The 19,187-nt window shown below is 34.1% G+C and carries 18 protein-coding genes; 6 read left to right on the forward strand and 12 right to left on the reverse strand.

What is annotated here, in order from left to right; genetic code table 11:
• Window positions 1-274: 274 nt before the first annotated feature.
• Entirely contained in the window at window positions 275-757 is a 483-nt protein-coding gene (locus tag Q9Q97_RS09730) for a hypothetical protein (RefSeq protein WP_306156433.1), read from the forward strand.
• Between the two features lie 19 nt (window positions 758-776).
• On the opposite strand, the gene Q9Q97_RS09735 is transcribed toward Q9Q97_RS09730, so the two are convergent.
• Window positions 777-1,256, reverse strand: coding sequence for a hypothetical protein (locus Q9Q97_RS09735; protein WP_306156435.1), 480 nt, complete (start codon window positions 1,254-1,256; stop codon window positions 777-779).
• Window positions 1,257-1,476: 220 nt separating this feature from the next.
• Between Q9Q97_RS09735 and Q9Q97_RS09740 the strand changes: the two genes are divergently transcribed.
• Entirely contained in the window at window positions 1,477-2,208 is a 732-nt protein-coding gene (locus Q9Q97_RS09740) for a hypothetical protein (protein ID WP_306156436.1), read from the forward strand.
• 161 nt (window positions 2,209-2,369) lie between these two features.
• On the opposite strand, the gene Q9Q97_RS09745 is transcribed toward Q9Q97_RS09740, so the two are convergent.
• The 3 genes from Q9Q97_RS09745 to Q9Q97_RS09755 form a co-directional block, all read right to left on the reverse strand.
• Window positions 2,370-3,179 (reverse strand): SDR family NAD(P)-dependent oxidoreductase, encoded by an 810-nt coding sequence (locus Q9Q97_RS09745; protein ID WP_306156439.1) that lies wholly within the window; start codon window positions 3,177-3,179, stop codon window positions 2,370-2,372.
• A gap of 70 nt (window positions 3,180-3,249) precedes the next feature.
• Window positions 3,250-3,837 carry a TetR/AcrR family transcriptional regulator gene (locus tag Q9Q97_RS09750; protein ID WP_306156441.1) on the reverse strand — a complete coding sequence of 196 codons (588 nt, stop codon included), beginning with the start codon at window positions 3,835-3,837 and terminating at the stop codon, window positions 3,250-3,252.
• 164 nt (window positions 3,838-4,001) lie between these two features.
• Window positions 4,002-6,389, reverse strand: coding sequence for an outer membrane beta-barrel family protein (locus Q9Q97_RS09755; protein WP_306156443.1), 2,388 nt, complete (start codon window positions 6,387-6,389; stop codon window positions 4,002-4,004).
• 141 nt (window positions 6,390-6,530) lie between these two features.
• Here Q9Q97_RS09755 and Q9Q97_RS09760 point away from each other — a divergent pair, with 141 nt between their 5' ends.
• From Q9Q97_RS09760 to aspT, 4 genes are all read left to right on the forward strand, one after another.
• On the forward strand, window positions 6,531-7,553 hold the full coding sequence (locus Q9Q97_RS09760; protein WP_306156445.1) for a sensor histidine kinase: 1,023 nt from the start codon (window positions 6,531-6,533) through the stop codon (window positions 7,551-7,553).
• Window positions 7,550-8,245 (forward strand): LytTR family DNA-binding domain-containing protein, encoded by a 696-nt coding sequence (locus Q9Q97_RS09765; RefSeq protein WP_306156447.1) that lies wholly within the window; start codon window positions 7,550-7,552, stop codon window positions 8,243-8,245. The genes Q9Q97_RS09760 and Q9Q97_RS09765 overlap by 4 nt, the downstream gene beginning before the upstream one ends.
• A gap of 38 nt (window positions 8,246-8,283) precedes the next feature.
• Window positions 8,284-8,655 (forward strand): hypothetical protein, encoded by a 372-nt coding sequence (locus Q9Q97_RS09770; RefSeq protein WP_306156449.1) that lies wholly within the window; start codon window positions 8,284-8,286, stop codon window positions 8,653-8,655.
• 137 nt (window positions 8,656-8,792) lie between these two features.
• Window positions 8,793-10,469 (forward strand): aspartate-alanine antiporter, encoded by a 1,677-nt coding sequence (gene aspT / locus Q9Q97_RS09775; protein WP_306156451.1) that lies wholly within the window; start codon window positions 8,793-8,795, stop codon window positions 10,467-10,469.
• A gap of 38 nt (window positions 10,470-10,507) precedes the next feature.
• Here aspT and Q9Q97_RS09780 read toward each other — a convergent pair whose 3' ends face one another.
• The 8 genes from Q9Q97_RS09780 to Q9Q97_RS09815 form a co-directional block, all read right to left on the reverse strand.
• Complete coding sequence (locus Q9Q97_RS09780) at window positions 10,508-10,954, reverse strand: copper resistance protein CopD (protein WP_306156453.1); 447 nt, start codon at window positions 10,952-10,954, stop codon at window positions 10,508-10,510.
• Window positions 10,955-11,182: 228 nt separating this feature from the next.
• Window positions 11,183-11,899: an anaerobic ribonucleoside-triphosphate reductase activating protein gene (locus tag Q9Q97_RS09785; protein WP_306156455.1), complete on the reverse strand. Its 717-nt coding sequence runs from the start codon at window positions 11,897-11,899 to the stop codon at window positions 11,183-11,185.
• Window positions 11,856-12,020 (reverse strand): anaerobic ribonucleoside-triphosphate reductase, encoded by a 165-nt coding sequence (gene nrdD, locus Q9Q97_RS09790; protein WP_306156457.1) that lies wholly within the window; start codon window positions 12,018-12,020, stop codon window positions 11,856-11,858. The genes Q9Q97_RS09785 and nrdD overlap by 44 nt, the downstream gene beginning before the upstream one ends.
• Window positions 12,001-14,124: a ribonucleoside triphosphate reductase gene (locus Q9Q97_RS09795; RefSeq protein ID WP_306156459.1), complete on the reverse strand. Its 2,124-nt coding sequence runs from the start codon at window positions 14,122-14,124 to the stop codon at window positions 12,001-12,003. Before Q9Q97_RS09795 ends, nrdD begins: the two co-directional genes overlap by 20 nt.
• Window positions 14,125-14,367: 243 nt before the next feature.
• The gene (gene ric / locus Q9Q97_RS09800) at window positions 14,368-15,099 is read right to left on the reverse strand and encodes an iron-sulfur cluster repair di-iron protein (protein WP_306156461.1); all 732 of its coding nucleotides are present in this window, start codon (window positions 15,097-15,099) and stop codon (window positions 14,368-14,370) included.
• A gap of 29 nt (window positions 15,100-15,128) precedes the next feature.
• The gene (gene nadB / locus Q9Q97_RS09805; protein WP_306156462.1) at window positions 15,129-16,643 is read right to left on the reverse strand and encodes an L-aspartate oxidase; all 1,515 of its coding nucleotides are present in this window, start codon (window positions 16,641-16,643) and stop codon (window positions 15,129-15,131) included.
• 29 nt (window positions 16,644-16,672) lie between these two features.
• The gene (gene nadA / locus Q9Q97_RS09810) at window positions 16,673-17,605 is read right to left on the reverse strand and encodes a quinolinate synthase NadA (RefSeq protein ID WP_306156464.1); all 933 of its coding nucleotides are present in this window, start codon (window positions 17,603-17,605) and stop codon (window positions 16,673-16,675) included.
• A 249-nt stretch (window positions 17,606-17,854) separates the two neighbouring features.
• A complete protein-coding gene (locus Q9Q97_RS09815) occupies window positions 17,855-19,174 on the reverse strand; it encodes an OmpA family protein (protein WP_306156466.1) in 1,320 nt (439 codons plus the stop codon).
• Between the last annotated feature and the right edge of the window lie 13 nt (window positions 19,175-19,187).

Genomic DNA, 19,187 nt, shown 5'->3' on the forward strand with positions numbered 1-19,187 from the left:
ATTAATGGTTTTTCCAACCCGCGGTTTATTTTAAAACGATTCCTTAACTTACAAATAGTTAAAAATTAAGTAGTAAAATACTGAAAATTAGAGTTTTATTTTCTTTGTGAAATCTTTTTCAGTAAGACTGGCTTTTGTGATTTTGGTTTCAGATTCAGATTTCTCTTTTCCTTCATTTTCTATTCTTTTACTTGAGCTTTTATTCTTTTGGATTTAGAATTGATGAAACTATTTTTGTTAGTTTTGGAAAGTATTATTTTTAATATTATTACAAATGAAAAAGCTTATTTCTATTGTTCTCATCTTAATTACATTCTTCGTTTGGTTTAATTTTAAAGATGTAAAGGCTCTAAAAGAAGAAGAAACCTATATCCTTGTAAGTGAAACAGGAAAGAAAATCCAAGCAACTTTATTCTACAGAAATGTAGACGTAGAAGTGGGGCAAAAAATAGAGAATGTACAGGAAATTCTAATATTTTTTAGTAAGGAAGCAGAAATGAAGTTTAATCCAATTATTGTAGTTCCTAAGTTTAAAATGATTGGTGTTATTGAGGGCGGAGAAAGCGGATTTTTGAAATTAGGAAATAAAGTTTTTCAACTATCAGAACAATCAAATAAATTTACAGCTTTAGACAATAATACCTATTTTGATAATGCTCCAGTAGAAAAAATAAATTTTAGTGAGCAGTCCATTTCTTTTAATAGTTTTGGAGGATTACGAAAATATGGAGAAGTTATAATGCTAAAAAAGATATAGAGTTTTTAGTTGTAGCATTTTACATCTCCAATTGCACTCCGAACTTTCCAACATAAGGATTCTCCGCCATTTGAGAATGACCAATTACTAAAATATAATCTCCTTTCTGTTCCAGTTTTTTTTCTAAATCCATACCAAATGGCCCGTCTGAAGATTTATCAGGAGCTATGATTTGATTAAAGCGAATGTTTCCGCCTTCAGGAAGTATAATTTTTGCTTTCAGGTTTGCAGAATTTTCGTTTTTAAATTTTATGTAAACTTTCGAAGTAGCAGAATTCAAAGTTCCTTCAGCAGTGTAGAGACCTTTTTCATTTTTTACATTCATGACAATTGTATCGCCAGTTTGCAGGTTGTTTTCTATAACAGGTTCTTTATCTGCAACTTCCATTTGTTGCGTTGTATCCTGAATAGTTTCTGTAGAAGTAGTATCAATGCTGTTTTCTTTTTTTCCGCAGGAAAAACAGAAAACGCATAAAAGTAGAATTGCCAGATTTCTCATGATTATTTTTTTAGTATAAAAGCAAATTTACTTTCTTTCTATTTAATTGTGTTACAAAATAATGTCCAGAATTTCTATTTAAAGGTTTCAAAGTTTCTGTTTTTTATTTCACTACAATTTTTCCCTGACTCATTACAAAATGTAAACTTTTGCCCTTATTTTATAAAAATAATAAATTTCAACCTCCTAAATTTGGTTATCATGCAAAAAATAAACGACCATGGAAATCAATTTAATTACAGACTCAATATGGGAGAATAAAAGGAAGATTTCCTTTTGGGAAAGATTATTCAAAAGGAATAAACCAATTGAAAAAGAGCTAAGTACGCCAGAAATTATCCATAATAATTGTGACGGATTGCAATTTGGAGATCATAATGTAAAATCGTTTTTGTTTTCTACGGATATGGCGCTTATCGAAAACAACGATGCCGACGCTATTTTGGCGGTTTATCCTTTTCCGCCTTCGCCCAAAATAATCAAAACACTTATTGATTTTGCCGGAAAGCCAATTGTCTGCGGTGTTGGCGGGGGAAAAACAAAAGGCAAAAAGTCTTTAGAAATGGCCATTTATGCAGAAGAAGCCGGTGCGGCAGGAATTATAGTAAATGTTCCGTTTGAAAATAAGGATATCAAAATAATCAGAGAAAAAGTAGCAATACCAATCATATCAACGGTTACTACTTCGAATTATAAATTTTTAAAAGAAAGAATCGAAGCAGGAGTAACTATTTTCCATGTTTCTGGCGGAGCAAACACAAACGAAATTGTAAAAGAAATTACAGCTCAATTTCCGAATTTTCCTGTTATGGCAACGGGCGGTAAAAATCTGAAAAGTATAGAAGAGTCCATAAACTCGGGTTCTAAAGCGATTGTTCTTTCGCCGCCGTCCAATAAGGATTTGTTTAAAACTGTAATGGATAAATATAGAAAGACGTTTGGTTCTTTTTGAGGTTCTAAGCTTCTAGGGTTCTGAGGTTCTGAGATGCTAAGACGCTAAGATTCTAAGATTAAACATAGCCGAAGGTTTCAACCTGGGGTACACAAACAGAAGAAATTATTGTACTCAAGGTTGAAACCTTCGGCTATGTTTGAATTAGAAAATGTAATTAATTATCCGTGAGCTTCAACAGAAACATCGTTCCATTTTTCCCAGCTGTCTAATCGTTGTTCGTAGCTTTGTTTTACGAAAGGAAGCGCCACTTTTCCAAGTAATAATCGCAAAGGAGGATTTTCGTTTTCTACCAGATTTACAATTATCGGAGCTGTTGCTTCAACTTTTCCGAAGATATTTTCTCTTTCTGCCTGAGCTTTTTTAATTTCATCGTAATAAGGCAAACTTTCGCTGGTAATTCCGGTGTGCCAAATGTTGGATGCGTATCCGTTTGGTTCTAATAAAGTTACGTTGATTCCGAATTGTTTTACTTCTGAAGCTAAAGTCTCGCTTAAACCTTCAACCGCAAATTTAGAAGCGCTGTAAAGTCCCATTGCTGTTGGTAAAGTTGCCAGTCCTAAAATAGAAGAAACCTGAATAATATGTCCGCTTTTTTGTGCTCTCATAACTGGAAGTACGGCTTGCGTTAACCATAAAGTTCCAAAAAAGTTGGTTTCAAATTGTTCTCTTGCTTCGCTTTCGCTTGCTTCTTCTACAGCGCCTGTAAGTGCGTAACCTGCATTGTTGATTAAAACGTCAATAGTTCCGAAATGCTGTTTTACTTTTTGAACGACTTCTAAAGATTCTTCGCGTTTGTTTACATCCAGTGTTAAAGGTAAAATCGATTTTCCGTATTTCTCTTTTAAATCATGTAAGCTTTCTAAATTTCTTGCTGTTGCCGCTACGTTGTAACCTTTTGCTAAAAATGCTTCTGTCCAGGCTCTTCCGAATCCTTTTGATGCTCCTGTAATTAAAATTGTTTTTGACATGGTATTTGTTTTTTATAATTAATATTAATTTTAAAAAATGACCAATCGGTCATTTTTATGATAAAAAAAATTAAATCTTCTTTTCAGAAATAATTTTTCTAAGTGATTGTACAATGGTTTTCATGTTGTCATTATTGCCGGACATTCTGGACATTAAGTGTCCGCCTTCCAGCATAGCAAAAAGAACGGTTGCAAATTCTGCTGCATTCCAGTTTGGATCAAATTCTTTGTTTTCGATTCCTTTTTCGATTATCGAAGTCAAAAGCTTTTGTCCACGTTTAATTACGTTGTTTACTTTTTCTTTTACAATAGGGTTGGTGTCGTCTGCCTCAGTTCCAAAATTCAATAAAGGACAACCGCCCGTAACCGGAGGATTTATCGGATTACTGAAAAAATCGATATAAGCAAAAAGCTGTTCTTCGGCAGTTTTTCCCTGAGTTATTTCTGCCTGAAGTTTGCTGTTCAGCAGTTTCATATTATGATCTACAGCAGCGCAGGCGAGAACGTCTTTGTTTTCAAAATGTACGTACATACTTCCTTTAGACAGTTTGGTTGCCTCCATAATATCGCTCATAGAAGTAGCTGCAATTCCTTTTGTGTTAAAAATAGGAGCGGCTTTTTCTATAATAAATTGTCTGGTTTCTTCACCTTTTGTCATGATGGATTGTATTTACGATGCAAATATATGACCGATCGGTCATTTTACCAAATGTTTTGCTTTTTTTTTTCAATTTGATTTTTTCCATAAAATAAAAATCTCTTGAAAAGCCTTTAAAAATAAGCCTTTCAAGAGATTTTTTTTAAAAGAATAAAACAGAGAAATTAAATTGCTCTATTCCTTTCCTCTTCATTTCCAAAATTTCTCTCTTTAGATTTTACATTTTCATTTCCGAATTTGTAACTCAGAGCAATTCTAAAACCTCTTGAATCTCCATAGTTTTTCATCGTATTTTTAATTCCGTTTGAATAATAAGAAATCAACGGTTTTTGCGCATTCAATAAATCTTCTCCTGTCAAAGTAATCGAAAGGCTCTTTTTTAAAGCTAAAACTTTCACAGAAAAATCTAAAATATTCAAAGTCGAAATATTAAAAACCTGATAACGCCCCGGAAGCTGTAAACCATAATTTAATCCTAGAAAAAGTGTTTTGGACTGATTTATTGTAAAATCGTTATTCGTATAAATATAGCCGTTGTAACCGTCTACAGAAGCGATAAGATTCGTTTTTGATTTTACGTTTTGATAATTTAAATTGAATCCCATATAGCTGTTCCACCAATTGTATTTGTTGGAATTGTAATAAGTTGAAAGTCCGATTTGGTACGTATTGGCATAATTAATCGGCGTGCTTTTGGTAATATTAGTTTCTGGGTTTATGATTGCTAATTCCTGTCCGAAATCTGAAACCTGAGAAAAGTAAACGGAATTCACCCATTTTTGATTGCGGATATACGTAAACTGCAGATTATCAATAAGTGAAGGTTTCAAAAACGGATTTCCCTCAGAATAATAAAACGGACTTGTTCTAATCACGAACGGATTTAGATATTCAAAATCGGGTCTGCGGATTCTTCGGCTGTAGTTTAAAGAATACGAATTGTTATCGTTTGCATTATAAGTCACATAAGCCGTCGGAAATAACTTTAAATAATTATTTTTATTAGTCTGATTAAGATTTTCAGAATAACCTTCTGTTTGTGTTGCTTCGGCTCTTATTCCAATTTGCGTTTCCCATTTTTCGTTTAGTTTTTTATTTGCAGAAAAATACAAAGCCTGATTGTATTCTTTGTAAGTGAAGACATTAGAATAATTTGAGTTTAAAATCGGAGTTCCGGTTTCGTTATCAAAAACGGTTAAATTGTTTTTCGTATTCGTATAAAATCCTTTTCCTCCAAAACTAATATTCGCCCAGGAATAGGGAAGTGCGACATCGATTTTAGCCGAATAATTTTTTAATCGGTTTAAGTTAGAACTGATTGACGAAAAATAAGTTCCCGGAATATTTTCTTTTTGATTGTTCATTTCGTTGCCCGAAAATGAGCGAGAATCGTCTTTTTGATAATCGAAATAATCCAAATCTACCGTAATATTTTTCCCTTCATTATTTAAAACAAAAGCATTATTCCAGTTTAGCGAATTCATTTGCGGTTTATTTTGTGAATTCACATCAGACAAAATATAAGAATTGATTTCTCCCGAAGTATTATAACGAGTCGTCAACGGATTATTAGATGAATTTCTGTCATTAAAACTTCCTAAATATTTAATTCCAGATGTCCATTTTTCAGTCAGTTTATAATCTCCACCAAAACTAATGCTTAATAAATCGGTTTTAGATTTGGTTGTAATATCCTGTTTCCAAATTTCATTCGGATAATAAATTCTGTTATCTGAAGTCGTTCGAAACTGATCTGTACCTTTATTTATAGAAGCCTGTAGCGAAAGTTTATTGTAATTGTAAATAAACAATCCGTTTATGTTTCCGCTTGCATAACTTCTTTGCGTGTAAGTAGTTCCAAGATTTGCATTCCACGAATTGGCTTTTGCAGTTTTCAATTTAATATTGATTAAACCGCTGTTTCCTTCGGCTTCGTATTTTGCCGGCGGCGTTGTAACTACTTCAATACTTTTAATGTTATCTGCCGGAATCGACCTTAGAAAAGCAGCCAGATCTTCCTGCGTCATTTTATTTAAACGGTCATCAATCATCACCAGAACTTCTCCTTTTCCAACAATAGAAATCGTTTCGTTTTGAACTCGCACAGTTGGAGTAGATTTTAAGGCATCCAAAGCCGTCCCGCCAGTTGCTGTTACCGAGTTTTCGACATTAAAAACCAAACGATCTACTTTTTGTTCTACGAGTTTCTTTTTCGATTGGATTGTCACTCCATCAAGCTGAATTTGTTCTTTAACTTCCAATTCACCCCAATCCAGATTTTGGTCAATTTTAATGGGTTTATTACTGAATTCAGTTCCGAATTGTTCTATTATCAATTGATAATTTCCTTTTTCGGCTTTTAGAATAAAATTTCCTAAACTATCTGTCGAAGCTTGCTGATACAAAGTTTTATCTGCTTTTAATAAAGTTGCTGTGGCAAATTCCAACGGCATTTTATTTTGGTTGATAATTTTCCCTTTTAAAGAAAACTGTTGGGCAAATACATGGATTTGAAAGAGAAATAAAACGGAGATGAAAATGATTTTGTTCATGGTTTAAAAATTAATTACAGGGCAAAACTGTTTCATTTACAACCCAAAAACCACTTTTATCGACAAACCCCTTCGATTAATCTGCAAACCCGTTCGAATGCTTTTTTCTGAATGTATATCTTTGTTTTAAAATCAAACCGAATGTATAAAGGCACTTTAACCAAAAAGCTCGAATTCATAATTCATATCATTTATTGGCTTTTAATTTTTTATTTCACTTTCGTGAAAAATGCGATTAAAACCAAGTTTGTTGTCCCTGATTTATTCATTTGGACCTATTTTATTGTTTTTATTTTAACCTTCTATTTTCATTATTTACTTGTAATGAAACAGGTTTTTAAATCTTTCAGTTGGAAAAAACTGTTCGTCGGTGTCTTTATTTCGTATTTGGTTTTTACTTTTTTGAGATGGATAACCGAGCAGGTTATTACAGGAATTTTATTTGATCGTATCAATTATACTAAACCAGATTTCATCAATTATTTGTTAGATAATGTTCAGTACAGCAGTATGACCATTATTTTGAGTTCGCTTCTTTGGTTTGTCATTTATTCGATTCGTCTTCTCGAATACAACCAATTAATTTTGGAAGAAAATAAGAATACCGAAATCAAATTTTTGAAAGCACAGATCAATCCGCACTTTGTATTTAATACTTTAAATAACATTTACTCGATGGTTTATTTTCAGTCAGATAAGTCATTGACTGCAATTGATAAACTGAGCCAAATTATGCGTTTTACAACTTACGAATCACAGAAAGAAAAGATCAAATTGACAGATGAAATTGACTATATAAAAGCGTATATTGAACTCGAAGAACTAAGACATCAGGATACTATTTTGGTTGATTTTAAGGTCGAAGTAAAAAATGAATTTGAAGAAATCCCGCCTTATATTTTATCGCCTTTGGTTGAAAATGCTTTAAAGCACGGAGAAGTTTCTAATGCCGAACCGATACATATTGAATTGAAAGTTTGGGAAAACCAATTGAATTTTAAAGTAAAAAATAAAATCGGAACACAGAAAAAAGACAGTCTTGGCGGAATAGGTTTGGATAATCTGCAAAAACGTCTTGAAATTCATTATCCTAAAAAACATCAGTTAAAAATAGAAAACGACCAAAGCCATTTTACAGCCGAACTTGAAATAGATTTGAAATGAATAAAAAAATAAACTGCATTATTCTAGACGACGAACCGTTTGCTGTAAAACTAATTGCCGATTACGCTTCTAAAATTTCTAGATTAAATGTTTTATACGCCGACAGTGATGTTTTTAAAGCCATAGAAGTTTTAAACACCGAATCGGTTGATTTGATTTTTATTGATATTCAAATGCCACAGTTAACTGGAATTGAATTGATGCAGATGTTCAATCAGAAATATAATTTTATTATTACTTCGGCGTATCCGCAATATGCTTTGCAAGCCTTTCAGTTTCATGTAATTGATTATTTATTGAAACCCATAACTTTTAATCGGTTTTATCAGAGTGTGGAGAAGTTTATTCGCTGGCAGGAAAGTTTTCAGACAAATGAAAGTTCCGAAGATTTCTTATTCGTAAAAGCAGACCGAAAGCATTACAAAATTGCAGTTGAAGATATTCTATATATCGAAGGTTTGCGAGATTATATCCGAATTCATACGAATGACGAAAAAATTATGGCTTTAGAAAACATGAAAGATATTCTGGAGAAACTGCCTTCAAACCAGTTTATTAGAATTCATCGTTCGTATATTATTCCGAAAAATAAAATTAAAGTAATTGATGGAAATCAGATTGTAATGAAAAGTGGTATGGCTTTGCCAATTGGTGAAACTTATAGGAAATTGGTTAGTGAGTGGTTTAGATAGTTTTTAATTAGTGCTTTAAAATTTTAAAATAGCAACTTATGAAATGGAACATTATTATTTTTATTTTCTTGCTAATTTCTTGTAATAAGAAGAATGAAGATGTAGCTGTAACCTCAGATAATTCAGGAAGTTATTTTAGAAGGAAATTAGATGATAAAAAACTCATGGATAGTTTGAATTATCTTGTTCTAAATAAAGGAGATACTTTAGCTTATAATGAATTAAAAGGCATTCACTACATTGGAGAACAGAAGTTTAGTGGTTTTTTATATTACGCCTTAATAATGTCAAATAAGTACAATTATAAACGAGCTTCTTTTGATGTGTATGACATTTTAATGATAGATAAGGAATTTTTAGATGAAAAAACAAAAAAGATGGCTGAAGAATATTTAATGAAAAGTAAATAAAATCATTTTCTGTAATCAACAAAGATTGAATGTTTACGGATAAATTACTTAAAAATAAAAACGTAATTAATTGTTTGTAAGTGTTTTAGGTGTAGTGCGTTCTTTTTTTGATTAAATTTATCAGAAAATAAAGCAATATGTTTACAACTATACTTAGAGAACATCCTGAACTGGCGCTTTTTTTATGCTTGGCTCTTGGATTCTTAATCGGGCGCATTAAAATAGGTACATTTAAAATCGGTGTAGTATTAGGAACTTTATTCTCTGGAGTGCTAATTGGTCAGTTGGATATTCAAATTCCTGATATTGTAAAAACCATTTTCTTTGATCTTTTTCTCTTTTCAACAGGATACAAAGTAGGCCCTCAATTTTTTCAAGGTTTTAAAAAAAATGCTTTTCCGCAATTATTGCTCACTTTGGTAATTTGTTTATCGTGTCTAGTAGTAGCCTATTCTATTTCTGTTTTTTTAGGTTATGATGTAGGAACCGCAGCGGGATTATTAGCAGGAGCGTTTTCTGAATCTACTGTAATTGGGACTGCTTCAGATGCTATCAGCCACTTAAATATTGATGAAGCAGAAAAAATAAGATTAATCAATAACATTCCGGTGGCTTATTCTGTAACTTATTTGGTTGGAGCAGCAGCTTTTGTTTTTTTCCTGACTGGAATTGCTCCAAAATTGCTTGGTGTAGATTTAGTTAAAGAAAGTGATAAACTGGCCGAAATCATTTCAGGAGAAACGGAATATGGCCCAGGAATGAAGAGTGCCTATCAGAGATGGATCATTCGGGCATACAGAATTACCAATGAGAAATGGATTGGAATCAGTGTAAGCGATTTTGAAAAATTAATTTCGAACAAAAATATTGTTGTTCAGAGAATACGCCGTAAAGATCAATTGCTAGATTCGAAACCCGATATAATCATTCAGGAAGATGATGTCATGGTTATTATGGCACAGCACGGAATCATTTTAGATAGCCTCTTTTCTATAGGACCAGAAGTCTTGGATGAAGAATTGTTGAATTTTCCGTTGGCACATTTAGATGTGACCATAACCAATGAGGCTATTGAAGGAAAAACGGTAAAGTTTCTTCGAAAAAGCAGTTTTTATCATGGATTAATGCTTAACAGCATAACTAGAGAAAACCATGAAATACCACTTGAATCGAATACGGTTTTAAACAGAGGTGATATTTTGAATCTTTCGGGCAGATTTGCAAAACTGGAAGAGGCTGCAAAAGAAATTGGTTATCTCGATCGTTTAAGCCCAGAGACAGATATTATTTTTGTTGGTTTGGGTATTGTCCTTGGAGGACTCTTAGGTTTGCTGTCGGTAACATTATTTGGAATTTCAGTAACTTTAACAACAAGCGGTGGTGCATTGGTAATGGGATTGATTTTTGGCTGGCTGCATTCAAGAACTCCAGTTTTTGGCAGAATTCCGGAACCTGCTCTATGGATATTTGACAACGTTGGTCTTGCCGCATTTATTGGACTTGTCGGTCTAGCTGCCGGTCCAAGTTTTATTTCAGGTCTTAAAGAAACGGGTTTTGGTATTTTGTTTGCTGGCGTAGCTGTTGCCCTAATCCCTCACATCATCGGACTATATTTTGGAAGGTATATATTAAAAATAAATCCCTTAATCTTACTTGGCGCGCAAACAGGTGCAGGTACATCAACAATTGGATTAAAGGCAGTTCAAGATGCATCAGGCAGTAAATTTCCAGTTTTGGGCTACACTATTCCTTACGCATTAGCAAATATATTATTGACAGCATTCGGACCAATACTTGTAGGGATGATGTCTTAATTCGTATTTAAATAAAAGTGTAGCGCTTCAATTTAAAGTTATATTCCACCATAACGCAGTGTTGATCCTAAAATAAGCATTGCAACTCCTATTGAAGTTACAGTTAAAATAATCACGGCCATATTTTTGATATTGTATATATTGAGTTTTGGAATAATATAAAGCTGTGCAATAACCGCGCAAATAAAAGTGCAAAGAAGTAAAATCAGTTTTATAGAAACTACTTTTTCAAATCCGCTAGAAAAACGAAACCAGGTTTCTGCTGTAACGCCGAAATCGTATGCCATCCAAATTCCAGTTATAATTAATAAAGCGAGAGAAGACATTCCGAGTTTTTCGAATCTCTTTTCAAAATTTAAAATAATATGCGGATCTTTTTTTTTCAATGCTGTCGGAAGATAACAAATAGCTAAAAGCAAATGACCGCCAACCCAAATTGTCGCTGCCAATAGATGAATTATAAGTACATAATGATGTAAAGTCATAATACGTTTATTTTCAAATTAAAAGTCGATAAATTTTATATTCCGTAGGAATGTTTGGTTGGTAAGCCAATGTTACGACTCGAGAAAGTGTCCCGTAGGGACACCTGTTTTATAGAATCCAAATAATTCTTTTGCCTGTCAAACGTTCCTCTGGAACGTGTAATCTATGATTCTACCGATGAAACATTCCTACGGAATGAAAAATTCTTCAATACCATTTTAAGTTTGTTACTCTCTAAAAATAACTTTTATTTTTGGAGTTGAGAACTCTTTGATCTGGATTTTTTTATTCGAATCGTCTAATTTTGAAAGCGTTGGCACATTATTCATGAAATGCTGTACATAATAATTTCCTTCAAAATTCTGTTTTTCTAAATATTTAATCATTTTCACAAAATCACTTTCTGTAATTAAAGAAGAATGAAAAGTGGTGCGGACTTCAAACGGAATATCCGAACGAATTAAAATCTCGAGACTTTCTTCAAACTCAGAAAATAAGCCTGATTGCGTTAGCTTTTCAAAGGTATGAGGAAGACTTTTATAATCTAACGCGACATAATCAATTAATTGATCATGAATCAGGCTGTTCAATATTTTTGGATTGGAACCGTTGGTATCTATTTTAACCGCAAATTCCATTGCTTTGATTTCTTTTATAAAAGCAATTATTTTTTTGTGTAAAGTGCATTCGCCACCGCTTAAAACCACACCTTCTAATAATCCTTTTCTGGTTTTGAGAAACGAAAGAACATCGTCAAAACTTATCTTTCCTTTTCCTAAAACAATATCTGGATTGTAGCAGTACAAACACCGCATGTTACAGCCCGCAAACCACACTATGCAGGCTGTTTTGTGCGGATAATCTAATAAAGTAAAAGGCGTGAGGCTAAATATTCCTTTACTAGATAATGGTTTCTTCGAAATGCGTACGCTGTTGGTGTTCACCTTTTTTTCCAATATTAAAACTTTCTACAGGTCTGTGATATCCCATTACACGTGTGTAAACCAAACATTTACTTCTTTGGGATTTGTTTTCTTCTAGAACTTTATGCGTTTTCGTTTTCATAAGCCAAGTGTTTTTGATTGTTTGTATTGAGTAAAATTTCGTCGCATTTTGGACAATATTCATGTTCTCCGTTCAGATAGCCGTGAATAGGGCAGATGCTGAAAACTGGAGTTACCGTTATGTAAGGCAGTTTAAAATTGGTTAAAACTTTTTTTACGAAGTTTTTACAGGCTTCAGGACTGCTTATTTTTTCTCTCATGTAAAGATGTAAAACTGTACCGCCAGTATATTTACATTGCAATTCGTCTTGAAGCAATAAGGCTTCAAAAGGATCGTCGGTATGATCTACCGGAATTTGTGAACTATTGGTATAGTAAATATTTTCATTTTGTCCCGCTTGCAGAATCTCAGGAAAACGTTTTTTGTCTTCTTTAGCAAAACGATAGGTTGTTCCTTCTGCCGGAGTCGCTTCAAGATTGTATAGATTTCCTGTTTCTTCTTGAAATTCTTTCATTCGCAATCGAATGTGATCCAGAATTTCTGTAGCAAAATGAATTCCTGAATTTGAAGTGATATTCTGCTTTCCTTCAGAAAAGTTCAAAACCATTTCATTCATTCCGTTTACGCCAATTGTAGAAAAATGGTTTCTAAAATGTTTCAAATAACGCTGCGTGTACGGATAGAGTCCGCGGTCGTACATTTGCTGTATAAAGGTTCTTTTCTTCTCTAAGGTCGATTTTGCAATTTGCAATAATTCATCTAAATGTTGAAATAGGCTGATAATATTCCCTTTGTGAAAATATCCCAAACGCGCCATATTGATGGTAACAACGCCAATACTTCCCGTCATCTCGGCACTTCCAAAAAGGCCGTTTCCTCGTTTTAACAATTCTCGCAAATCGAGCTGTAAACGGCAGCACATGCTTCGTACAGCATTTGGTTTATAAGCATCTGGATTTTCGATACGATTGCCATTTTCATCCAAAATATATTGGCTTCCGATAAAATTCTGGAAATAAGACGAACCAATTTTGGCTGTATTTTCAAATAATAAATCGACATTTTCTCCTTGCCAGTCAAAATCTTCTGTAATATTTACTGTCGGAATTGGAAAAGTAAACGGCTGCCCGTTGGCATCTCCTTCAGTCATGATCGTATAATAGGCCTTATTGATAAGATTCATTTCGATTTGAAAATCGGCATATTTTAAATCTATCAATTTAGACGCACCTCTTTTCTCAGCTTCCATAAGAAGATTTTCATTAGTGCTATTTAAAAATAAATGCTGATCGTTTCGAGTCGGAATCTGTTCTTTTAGATCTTCTGGAACATTCCAGTCCAGAGTAATATTCGTAAAAGGGGACTGGCCCCAACGCGCTGGCACATTTAGATTGTAGACAAAACTTCTAATGGCTTTTAAAACCTCATCATAAGTAAGCTGATCTTTAAAAACATAGGGAGCCAAATAGGTGTCGAAAGAACTGAAAGCTTGAGCGCCTGCCCATTCGCTTTGCAAAATTCCCAAGAAATTAGCCATTTGCCCTAATGCTTCTCTAAAATGAGAAGGAGGTCTGCTCTCGACACGGCCACGCACGCCATTAAAACCTTCATTTAATAGCACACGCAAGCTCCAACCAGCGCAGTATCCGGTAAGACAATCCAAATCATGAATGTGTATGTCGCCATTCCTATGAGCAGAACCTTCTTCTTTATTATAAATTTTATCAAGCCAATAATTGGCAATAATTTTTCCTGCAGTATTACTGACTAAACCAGCATTTGAATACGAAATATTTGCATTCGCATTAATTCTCCAATCTGACTGATTGATGTATTCTTCGACAGTTTGCGTACTGTCTATATAAGTGGTGTCGTCGTTTAAACCATTAATATGTTCTCGTTGCAATTTTCGCGTATGGCGATAAATTATAAACGAACGCATCACTTGAAAATACCCATTCTCAAAGAGCACTCTTTCTATTATGTCCTGAATTTCTTCGACTGGCCACGAATATTTTGCCTCAAGACCAGCAAGAACAACTTTAAAGATTCTCTTGTCTACTGGCTGATTAACGCTTTGAAAGGCTTTCTGGATAGCATCCTGAATTTTATAACCTTCAAAAGGCTTATACTCTCCATTGCGTTTGATTACATATTTTTCCATTATTTATGACAGGTTTCAAGTTGTTTTTTCTTTGGGGTCTTTTTTTTTTACCGCAAAGTCCGCAAACTTATTTTATAAAGAAACTGAGCAGAATCTTTATTTTAAGTTCGCAAAGCTTTGTCTACACAAACTTTATTTCAATTAAAGCTTTGCGAACTTTTCAGTATTAATAATCTTAAAAAGAGCCTCGCGTTCTTTGTGTAAACCTTCGGGTTCTTTGCGTTTAATTTTGCACAAAGTCCGTTAAGATACTTTTTCAAATGCTTTTTCAAGCTCAATTGCTTTTGGGAATAAAATATTGTTTTCCAAATGAATATGTTTTTTCAAATCTTTATCAAATTCTTCGAGCATGGCAAATGCTGCTTTATAAGTATTACATGAATCAATAGGCGGAATATAATTGTTGCTTAACGCTGCAATTCTTCTAAAACGTTCTCCTTCGGTAACATGGTCGTCTTTTAATGTGGCAATTGGATTTTCTATAGATAAAAAAGGCGGTGTTTCCAGTTCTGTACCTTTACTGTGGGCGATTTTCATTTTTTTGATGAAAGGAAAAACAACCAACTCTTCTCTTTTCATGTGAGCTGTCAGATCCAAATACGATTTTGAAAAAATAGTATGAATCTCGTGCAACTCCGGATGGATCGCACCGTGAACACCGCATAATTTATCTAAATATTGAAGAATTATTGGGGATTTTTCTTCAACATATCTATGATGGATTTTAGTAATATAATCTGCTATCATGTCTGCAGTCCAGCTTTTATAATCAAAAGACTGATTGGCAGAACCGTTTCTTGCTTTTTCTATATGTTCAATTAAAACACTTTCTTCAATATCTCTTTTTCTACAGACTTCTTCGATTGTGCGATGTCCTTTGCAGCAAAAATCAATATGCAGTTTTGTAAAAATGGCCGCTGTTTTGAAATCGTCTGCTACGATTTCACCAATTGTGGTATTGCTTGTTAGTTTCATAGTGGTAGGGGTATAGATTAATTTTGGTTTCAGCACATTTGTTTGTTTGCCGAAGCTTTACATTGTTTAACTATAAGTAATGAAGCGGCAATCATATTCGAAAATTCTATAAACGGAATCGTAATTTCATGTTTTTCTATAAGCGAAATAGCATGATTATGCAGTGATTTTATTTTTTCGAAAGCCAAATTGGCATCACGTTCTTCACTGGTATAAAAAGCAGTCACCAATTTTTGCAATTCCTTCTTTAGTATTTCAAAAGCATGATAATCATCGGTTTGTTCTGCTTTTGGAAATTTTGGAATTAATATTTTCGATGAAAAAAGAAATTCTGCAATAGTTTTATCTACATTTTCTGAAGCTTGATGCGCAAATACTAAAGCTTCGAGAAGGGAATTGGATGCCAAGCGGTTTTTTCCATGAAGTCCTGTTCTGGCACATTCGCCAATAGCATAAAGATTTTTAATTGTTGTTACGCCATTTTGGTCTACACGTATACCGCCGCACTGATAATGCGCCGCAGGAACAATTGGAATCAGATCTTTTTCTGGATAAATTCCTAAATGGTTACAATGGGCAGTAATAATAGGAAAATGTTGTGAAAAAGCTTCGTGATCCAAATGTCTGCAGTCTAAGTACACATGATCTTTTGAACTCAATTGAAGTTCTTTGCTAATAGCGTTTGAAACAATATCTCGTGTTGCGAGTTCGCCGCGTAAATCGTATTTAAATAAAAATCTTTTTCCTTTTTCATTGACAACATGCGCGCCAAAACCTCTAACGGCTTCTGAAATTAAAAACAGCTGATTTTCTTTTCCTGTATATAAAGCAGTTGGATGAAACTGAATATATTGCATATCAGCAATTTCGGCTCCCGCACGCGCTGCCATTGCTAGTCCGTCTCCAGTTGCTATTTTTGGATTTGTCGTATTTTCAAAAAGCTGTCCGCATCCGCCCGTACTTAGAACAACAGTTCGGGTTCTGATGTATTTAATGCGATTGTATTTTTTTTCATAAAAAAAAGCTCCGGTACAAGTAGTTTTAGCTTTTTTTGTTTCGGTATTGATATCGATGACCATATGATTTTCTAAAAGTTCAATGTTGGGCATCTTTTTAATCATTTTGAGCAGTTTACGCTCAATTTCCTGTCCGGAGCTATCTTTATGATGTAATATTCTGTGTTGTGAATGTCCGCCTTCTAAGCCTAAATCCCATTGTCCGTCTTCGGTTTTGTCGAAAGAAGTTCCTATTTCAAGCAATTCATTCAGTCTCTCTGGCGCTTGGCTGATAACCATTTTGACAATTTCTTCATCGCATAAACCTCCTCCAGATTTAAGTGTATCTTCAATATGCTGGTTAAAACTGTCATTTAAATTTTCTGTTACCACAGCAATACCGCCTTGAGCCAGCCTTGTATTGGTGTTTTTGGCTGTTTCTTTCGTCATTATAACAATGGATAAATCAGGGCGTTTTTTTGCTGTTTTCATGGCAAAAAATAATCCCGAAATACCAGAACCGATGATTAGTATATCTGTTTTAAGCATGTTATTTTGATTTAGAGTTTATTGCGTTTTTATGATAATTCGAGCATTCTTTTTATTGGTTTCAGCGCCTCGATTCTCAGTTCTTCTGTAATCAGCATTTCTGGGCTTTCATTTTTAAGGCACAAATACAATTTTTCTAACGTATTCATTTTCATGAAAGCGCATTCACTGCAAGCGCAGCTGTTGTCTTCTGTGGTAGGAGCCGGAATCAGCGTTTTATCGGGTACTGCTTTGGCAAGCTCATGCAGGATACCGGCTTCTGTGGCCACAATGAAAACGGAAGCAGGATCCGTTTTAATGAAATTAATAATTCCCGAAGTCGAGCCAATGTAATGTGCTGCTTTTAAAATATGGCTTTCAGATTCTGGGTGTGCCGCGATTTTGGCTGTTGGATTTTTATTGTATATTTCGATGAGTTTGTCTAATGAAAAGGCTTCGTGCACAACGCATGAGCCTTTCCATAAGACAAGTTCGCGCTTGGTTTCTTGTTGAAGATATTTGCCTAAATTTTCATCTGGAGCAAATATGATTTTTTGTTCTGCTGGTATCGAACCGATTATTTTTTCGGCATTCGCCGAAGTGCAAACTAAGTCGCTCATTGCTTTTATTTCGGCAGAACAGTTGATGTAAGTTACCACAACATGATCGGGATGCTGTTCTTTAAATAATTTAAAATCTTTTGGCGGACAGCCATCTGCAAGAGAACAGCCAGCATTCCAATCGGGTAGGACTACTTTTTTTTCTGGGTTTAGAATTTTAGCTGTTTCTGCCATAAAATGGACTCCTGCAAAAACGATTAAATCGGCATCGGTATCCTGAGCTTTTTTTGCCAATTCGAGACTGTCTCCGATAAAATCTGCCACTTCCTGAATATTCTCATCTTGATAATAATGAGCCAGAATAACAGCATTTTTTTCTTTTTTCAATCGGATTATCTCCTGTGCTAAAAAGTTCTTGTCCATATTAATTCTTGATTTTCTGCTTACTTAAAATATATTTAAGTACATCATTTTAATAGGGTAAATATATTATCATCATTTTGTTCAAAACATGATTCTAATCATAGTGTGTTAGATTTGTTTTTTTATATTACGCGGATGATTAATTTATAAAAGTAGCTGAAAGAAAGGGGTTTGTGTTTTCAAAGAAAAAGCCTGAAAAAAGAGAAAATCTCTTCTTTCAGGCTTTAATTTTTTAGTGAACTAATAAGATTACTTCGCGTCTATCAGCGTAAGCGTAACTCTTCTGTTTAGTGGTTTATTTTCGTCTGGAGTATTTGGAACTAAAGGTTCTTTTTCTCCTTTTGAAAACAAATGCATGCGGTTAGATTCTATTCCTTTATTCTTCAAATAATCAGAAACTGCTTCAGCTCGTTTCATACCGATTTCAAGATTGCGGGCTTCCGTTCCGATATCGCAAGTGTAACCTGTAATATTTAAGTCGGTATCTTTATTCGTTTTTAGAATTTTAGCAATTTCGTCTAATCTTGTCGCCAATTCTGGAGTTACATTTGTGTTTCCAATTTCTTGAAAGGCAAGAGGTTTTTCAACGATGCTTCTTTCAGTTGGCGTAAGATCTTTTTTAACAGGTTCAGTTGCAACAGCTTTTTGTTCTACCGGAGCTGTTTTTTGAACTGGCGCTTCAGTCTGAGCTACTGGTTCTACTTTTGGAGCTGCAGCTACAGGTTCTGGTTTGCTTTTATTTAGCATAAAACCTAATTTCAGCTGAATACCAGCAGAGAAGTAACGGCTTTCCTGAACAATTTTTCTGTTTCCGCTCGTGCCATTTGCCTGAATATTGTCAAGTCCACTCGGATTGTAGGCAACGATATTAACATCTATATTCTCCTTTGCTAATTCGGTTAAGCCGTAATCGACGTATATTCCAGTGTAAAGCTGTGTGTTTTCTTTTAATTTGAAAGTAAGTCCGGTTTCAGCACTTAATAAAAAAGAAGGATCTAAGCTTACCGTTGTTTTATCCTGCCAGTTTGTTACTTGACCAAATCCGTGAGAAGGCAGATCATCAATTAAGAGATTCATGTCTGGATAATAACCGCTCAATTGTAATTCAGACGCCGAAGCTTTTACAGTTTGTTTTCCTGGAAACATAATTTTTCCTCCAAAACCAAAATACAATTGTGTTTGAGAAGCTATCGAAGTTCTGTATTGCATCAGAAGCGGAATTGCTACACCAATAAAATGCTGGTCTTCTTTATAATTGGTCGGGGTTACTTGATATTCAAATGCAGAAGTTTGGTCATCAACTTCATAAGTTGCAATTGTCGTTCCGTTGTTCAGTTCAAAACTATTTTGATTGTAAGTAACGTCAACTCCTGTTGAGATTCCCCAGTGATCGCTGAAGAAATAGGTGTATCCGACACCTATTCCTCCGCCAAATTTTAATTTACCTTCTCCGATATTGCTATCATAAAGAATTCCCGAAGGGCCTCCATTAATCTTAAAATTAAGTTCTTGGGCTTTTATCGTGACACTACAGAGCAGTAGTATAGTTATAGTGATTTTAATCTTCATTGCGTGTAATTTT

This window comes from Flavobacterium sp. DG2-3, assembly GCF_030730925.1.
Lineage (GTDB): Bacteria > Bacteroidota > Bacteroidia > Flavobacteriales > Flavobacteriaceae > Flavobacterium.

Bases quoted from the DNA above. Each gene is read 5' to 3' on its own strand.
- Q9Q97_RS09730 (WP_306156433.1), top strand. From the start codon at position 275: ATGAAAAAGCTTATTTCTATTGTTCTCATCTTAATTACATTCTTCGTT.
- Q9Q97_RS09735 (WP_306156435.1), bottom strand. From the start codon at position 1,256: ATGAGAAATCTGGCAATTCTACTTTTATGCGTTTTCTGTTTTTCCTGC.
- Q9Q97_RS09740 (WP_306156436.1), top strand. From the start codon at position 1,477: ATGGAAATCAATTTAATTACAGACTCAATATGGGAGAATAAAAGGAAG.
- Q9Q97_RS09745 (WP_306156439.1), bottom strand. From the start codon at position 3,179: ATGTCAAAAACAATTTTAATTACAGGAGCATCAAAAGGATTCGGAAGA.
- Q9Q97_RS09750 (WP_306156441.1), bottom strand. From the start codon at position 3,837: ATGACAAAAGGTGAAGAAACCAGACAATTTATTATAGAAAAAGCCGCT.
- Q9Q97_RS09755 (WP_306156443.1), bottom strand. From the start codon at position 6,389: ATGAACAAAATCATTTTCATCTCCGTTTTATTTCTCTTTCAAATCCAT.
- Q9Q97_RS09760 (WP_306156445.1), top strand. From the start codon at position 6,531: ATGTATAAAGGCACTTTAACCAAAAAGCTCGAATTCATAATTCATATC.
- Q9Q97_RS09765 (WP_306156447.1), top strand. From the start codon at position 7,550: ATGAATAAAAAAATAAACTGCATTATTCTAGACGACGAACCGTTTGCT.
- Q9Q97_RS09770 (WP_306156449.1), top strand. From the start codon at position 8,284: ATGAAATGGAACATTATTATTTTTATTTTCTTGCTAATTTCTTGTAAT.
- aspT (WP_306156451.1), top strand. From the start codon at position 8,793: ATGTTTACAACTATACTTAGAGAACATCCTGAACTGGCGCTTTTTTTA.
- Q9Q97_RS09780 (WP_306156453.1), bottom strand. From the start codon at position 10,954: ATGACTTTACATCATTATGTACTTATAATTCATCTATTGGCAGCGACA.
- nrdD (WP_306156457.1), bottom strand. From the start codon at position 12,020: ATGAAAACGAAAACGCATAAAGTTCTAGAAGAAAACAAATCCCAAAGA.
- Q9Q97_RS09795 (WP_306156459.1), bottom strand. From the start codon at position 14,124: ATGGAAAAATATGTAATCAAACGCAATGGAGAGTATAAGCCTTTTGAA.
- ric (WP_306156461.1), bottom strand. From the start codon at position 15,099: ATGAAACTAACAAGCAATACCACAATTGGTGAAATCGTAGCAGACGAT.
- nadB (WP_306156462.1), bottom strand. From the start codon at position 16,643: ATGCTTAAAACAGATATACTAATCATCGGTTCTGGTATTTCGGGATTA.
- nadA (WP_306156464.1), bottom strand. From the start codon at position 17,605: ATGGACAAGAACTTTTTAGCACAGGAGATAATCCGATTGAAAAAAGAA.
- Q9Q97_RS09815 (WP_306156466.1), bottom strand. From the start codon at position 19,174: ATGAAGATTAAAATCACTATAACTATACTACTGCTCTGTAGTGTCACG.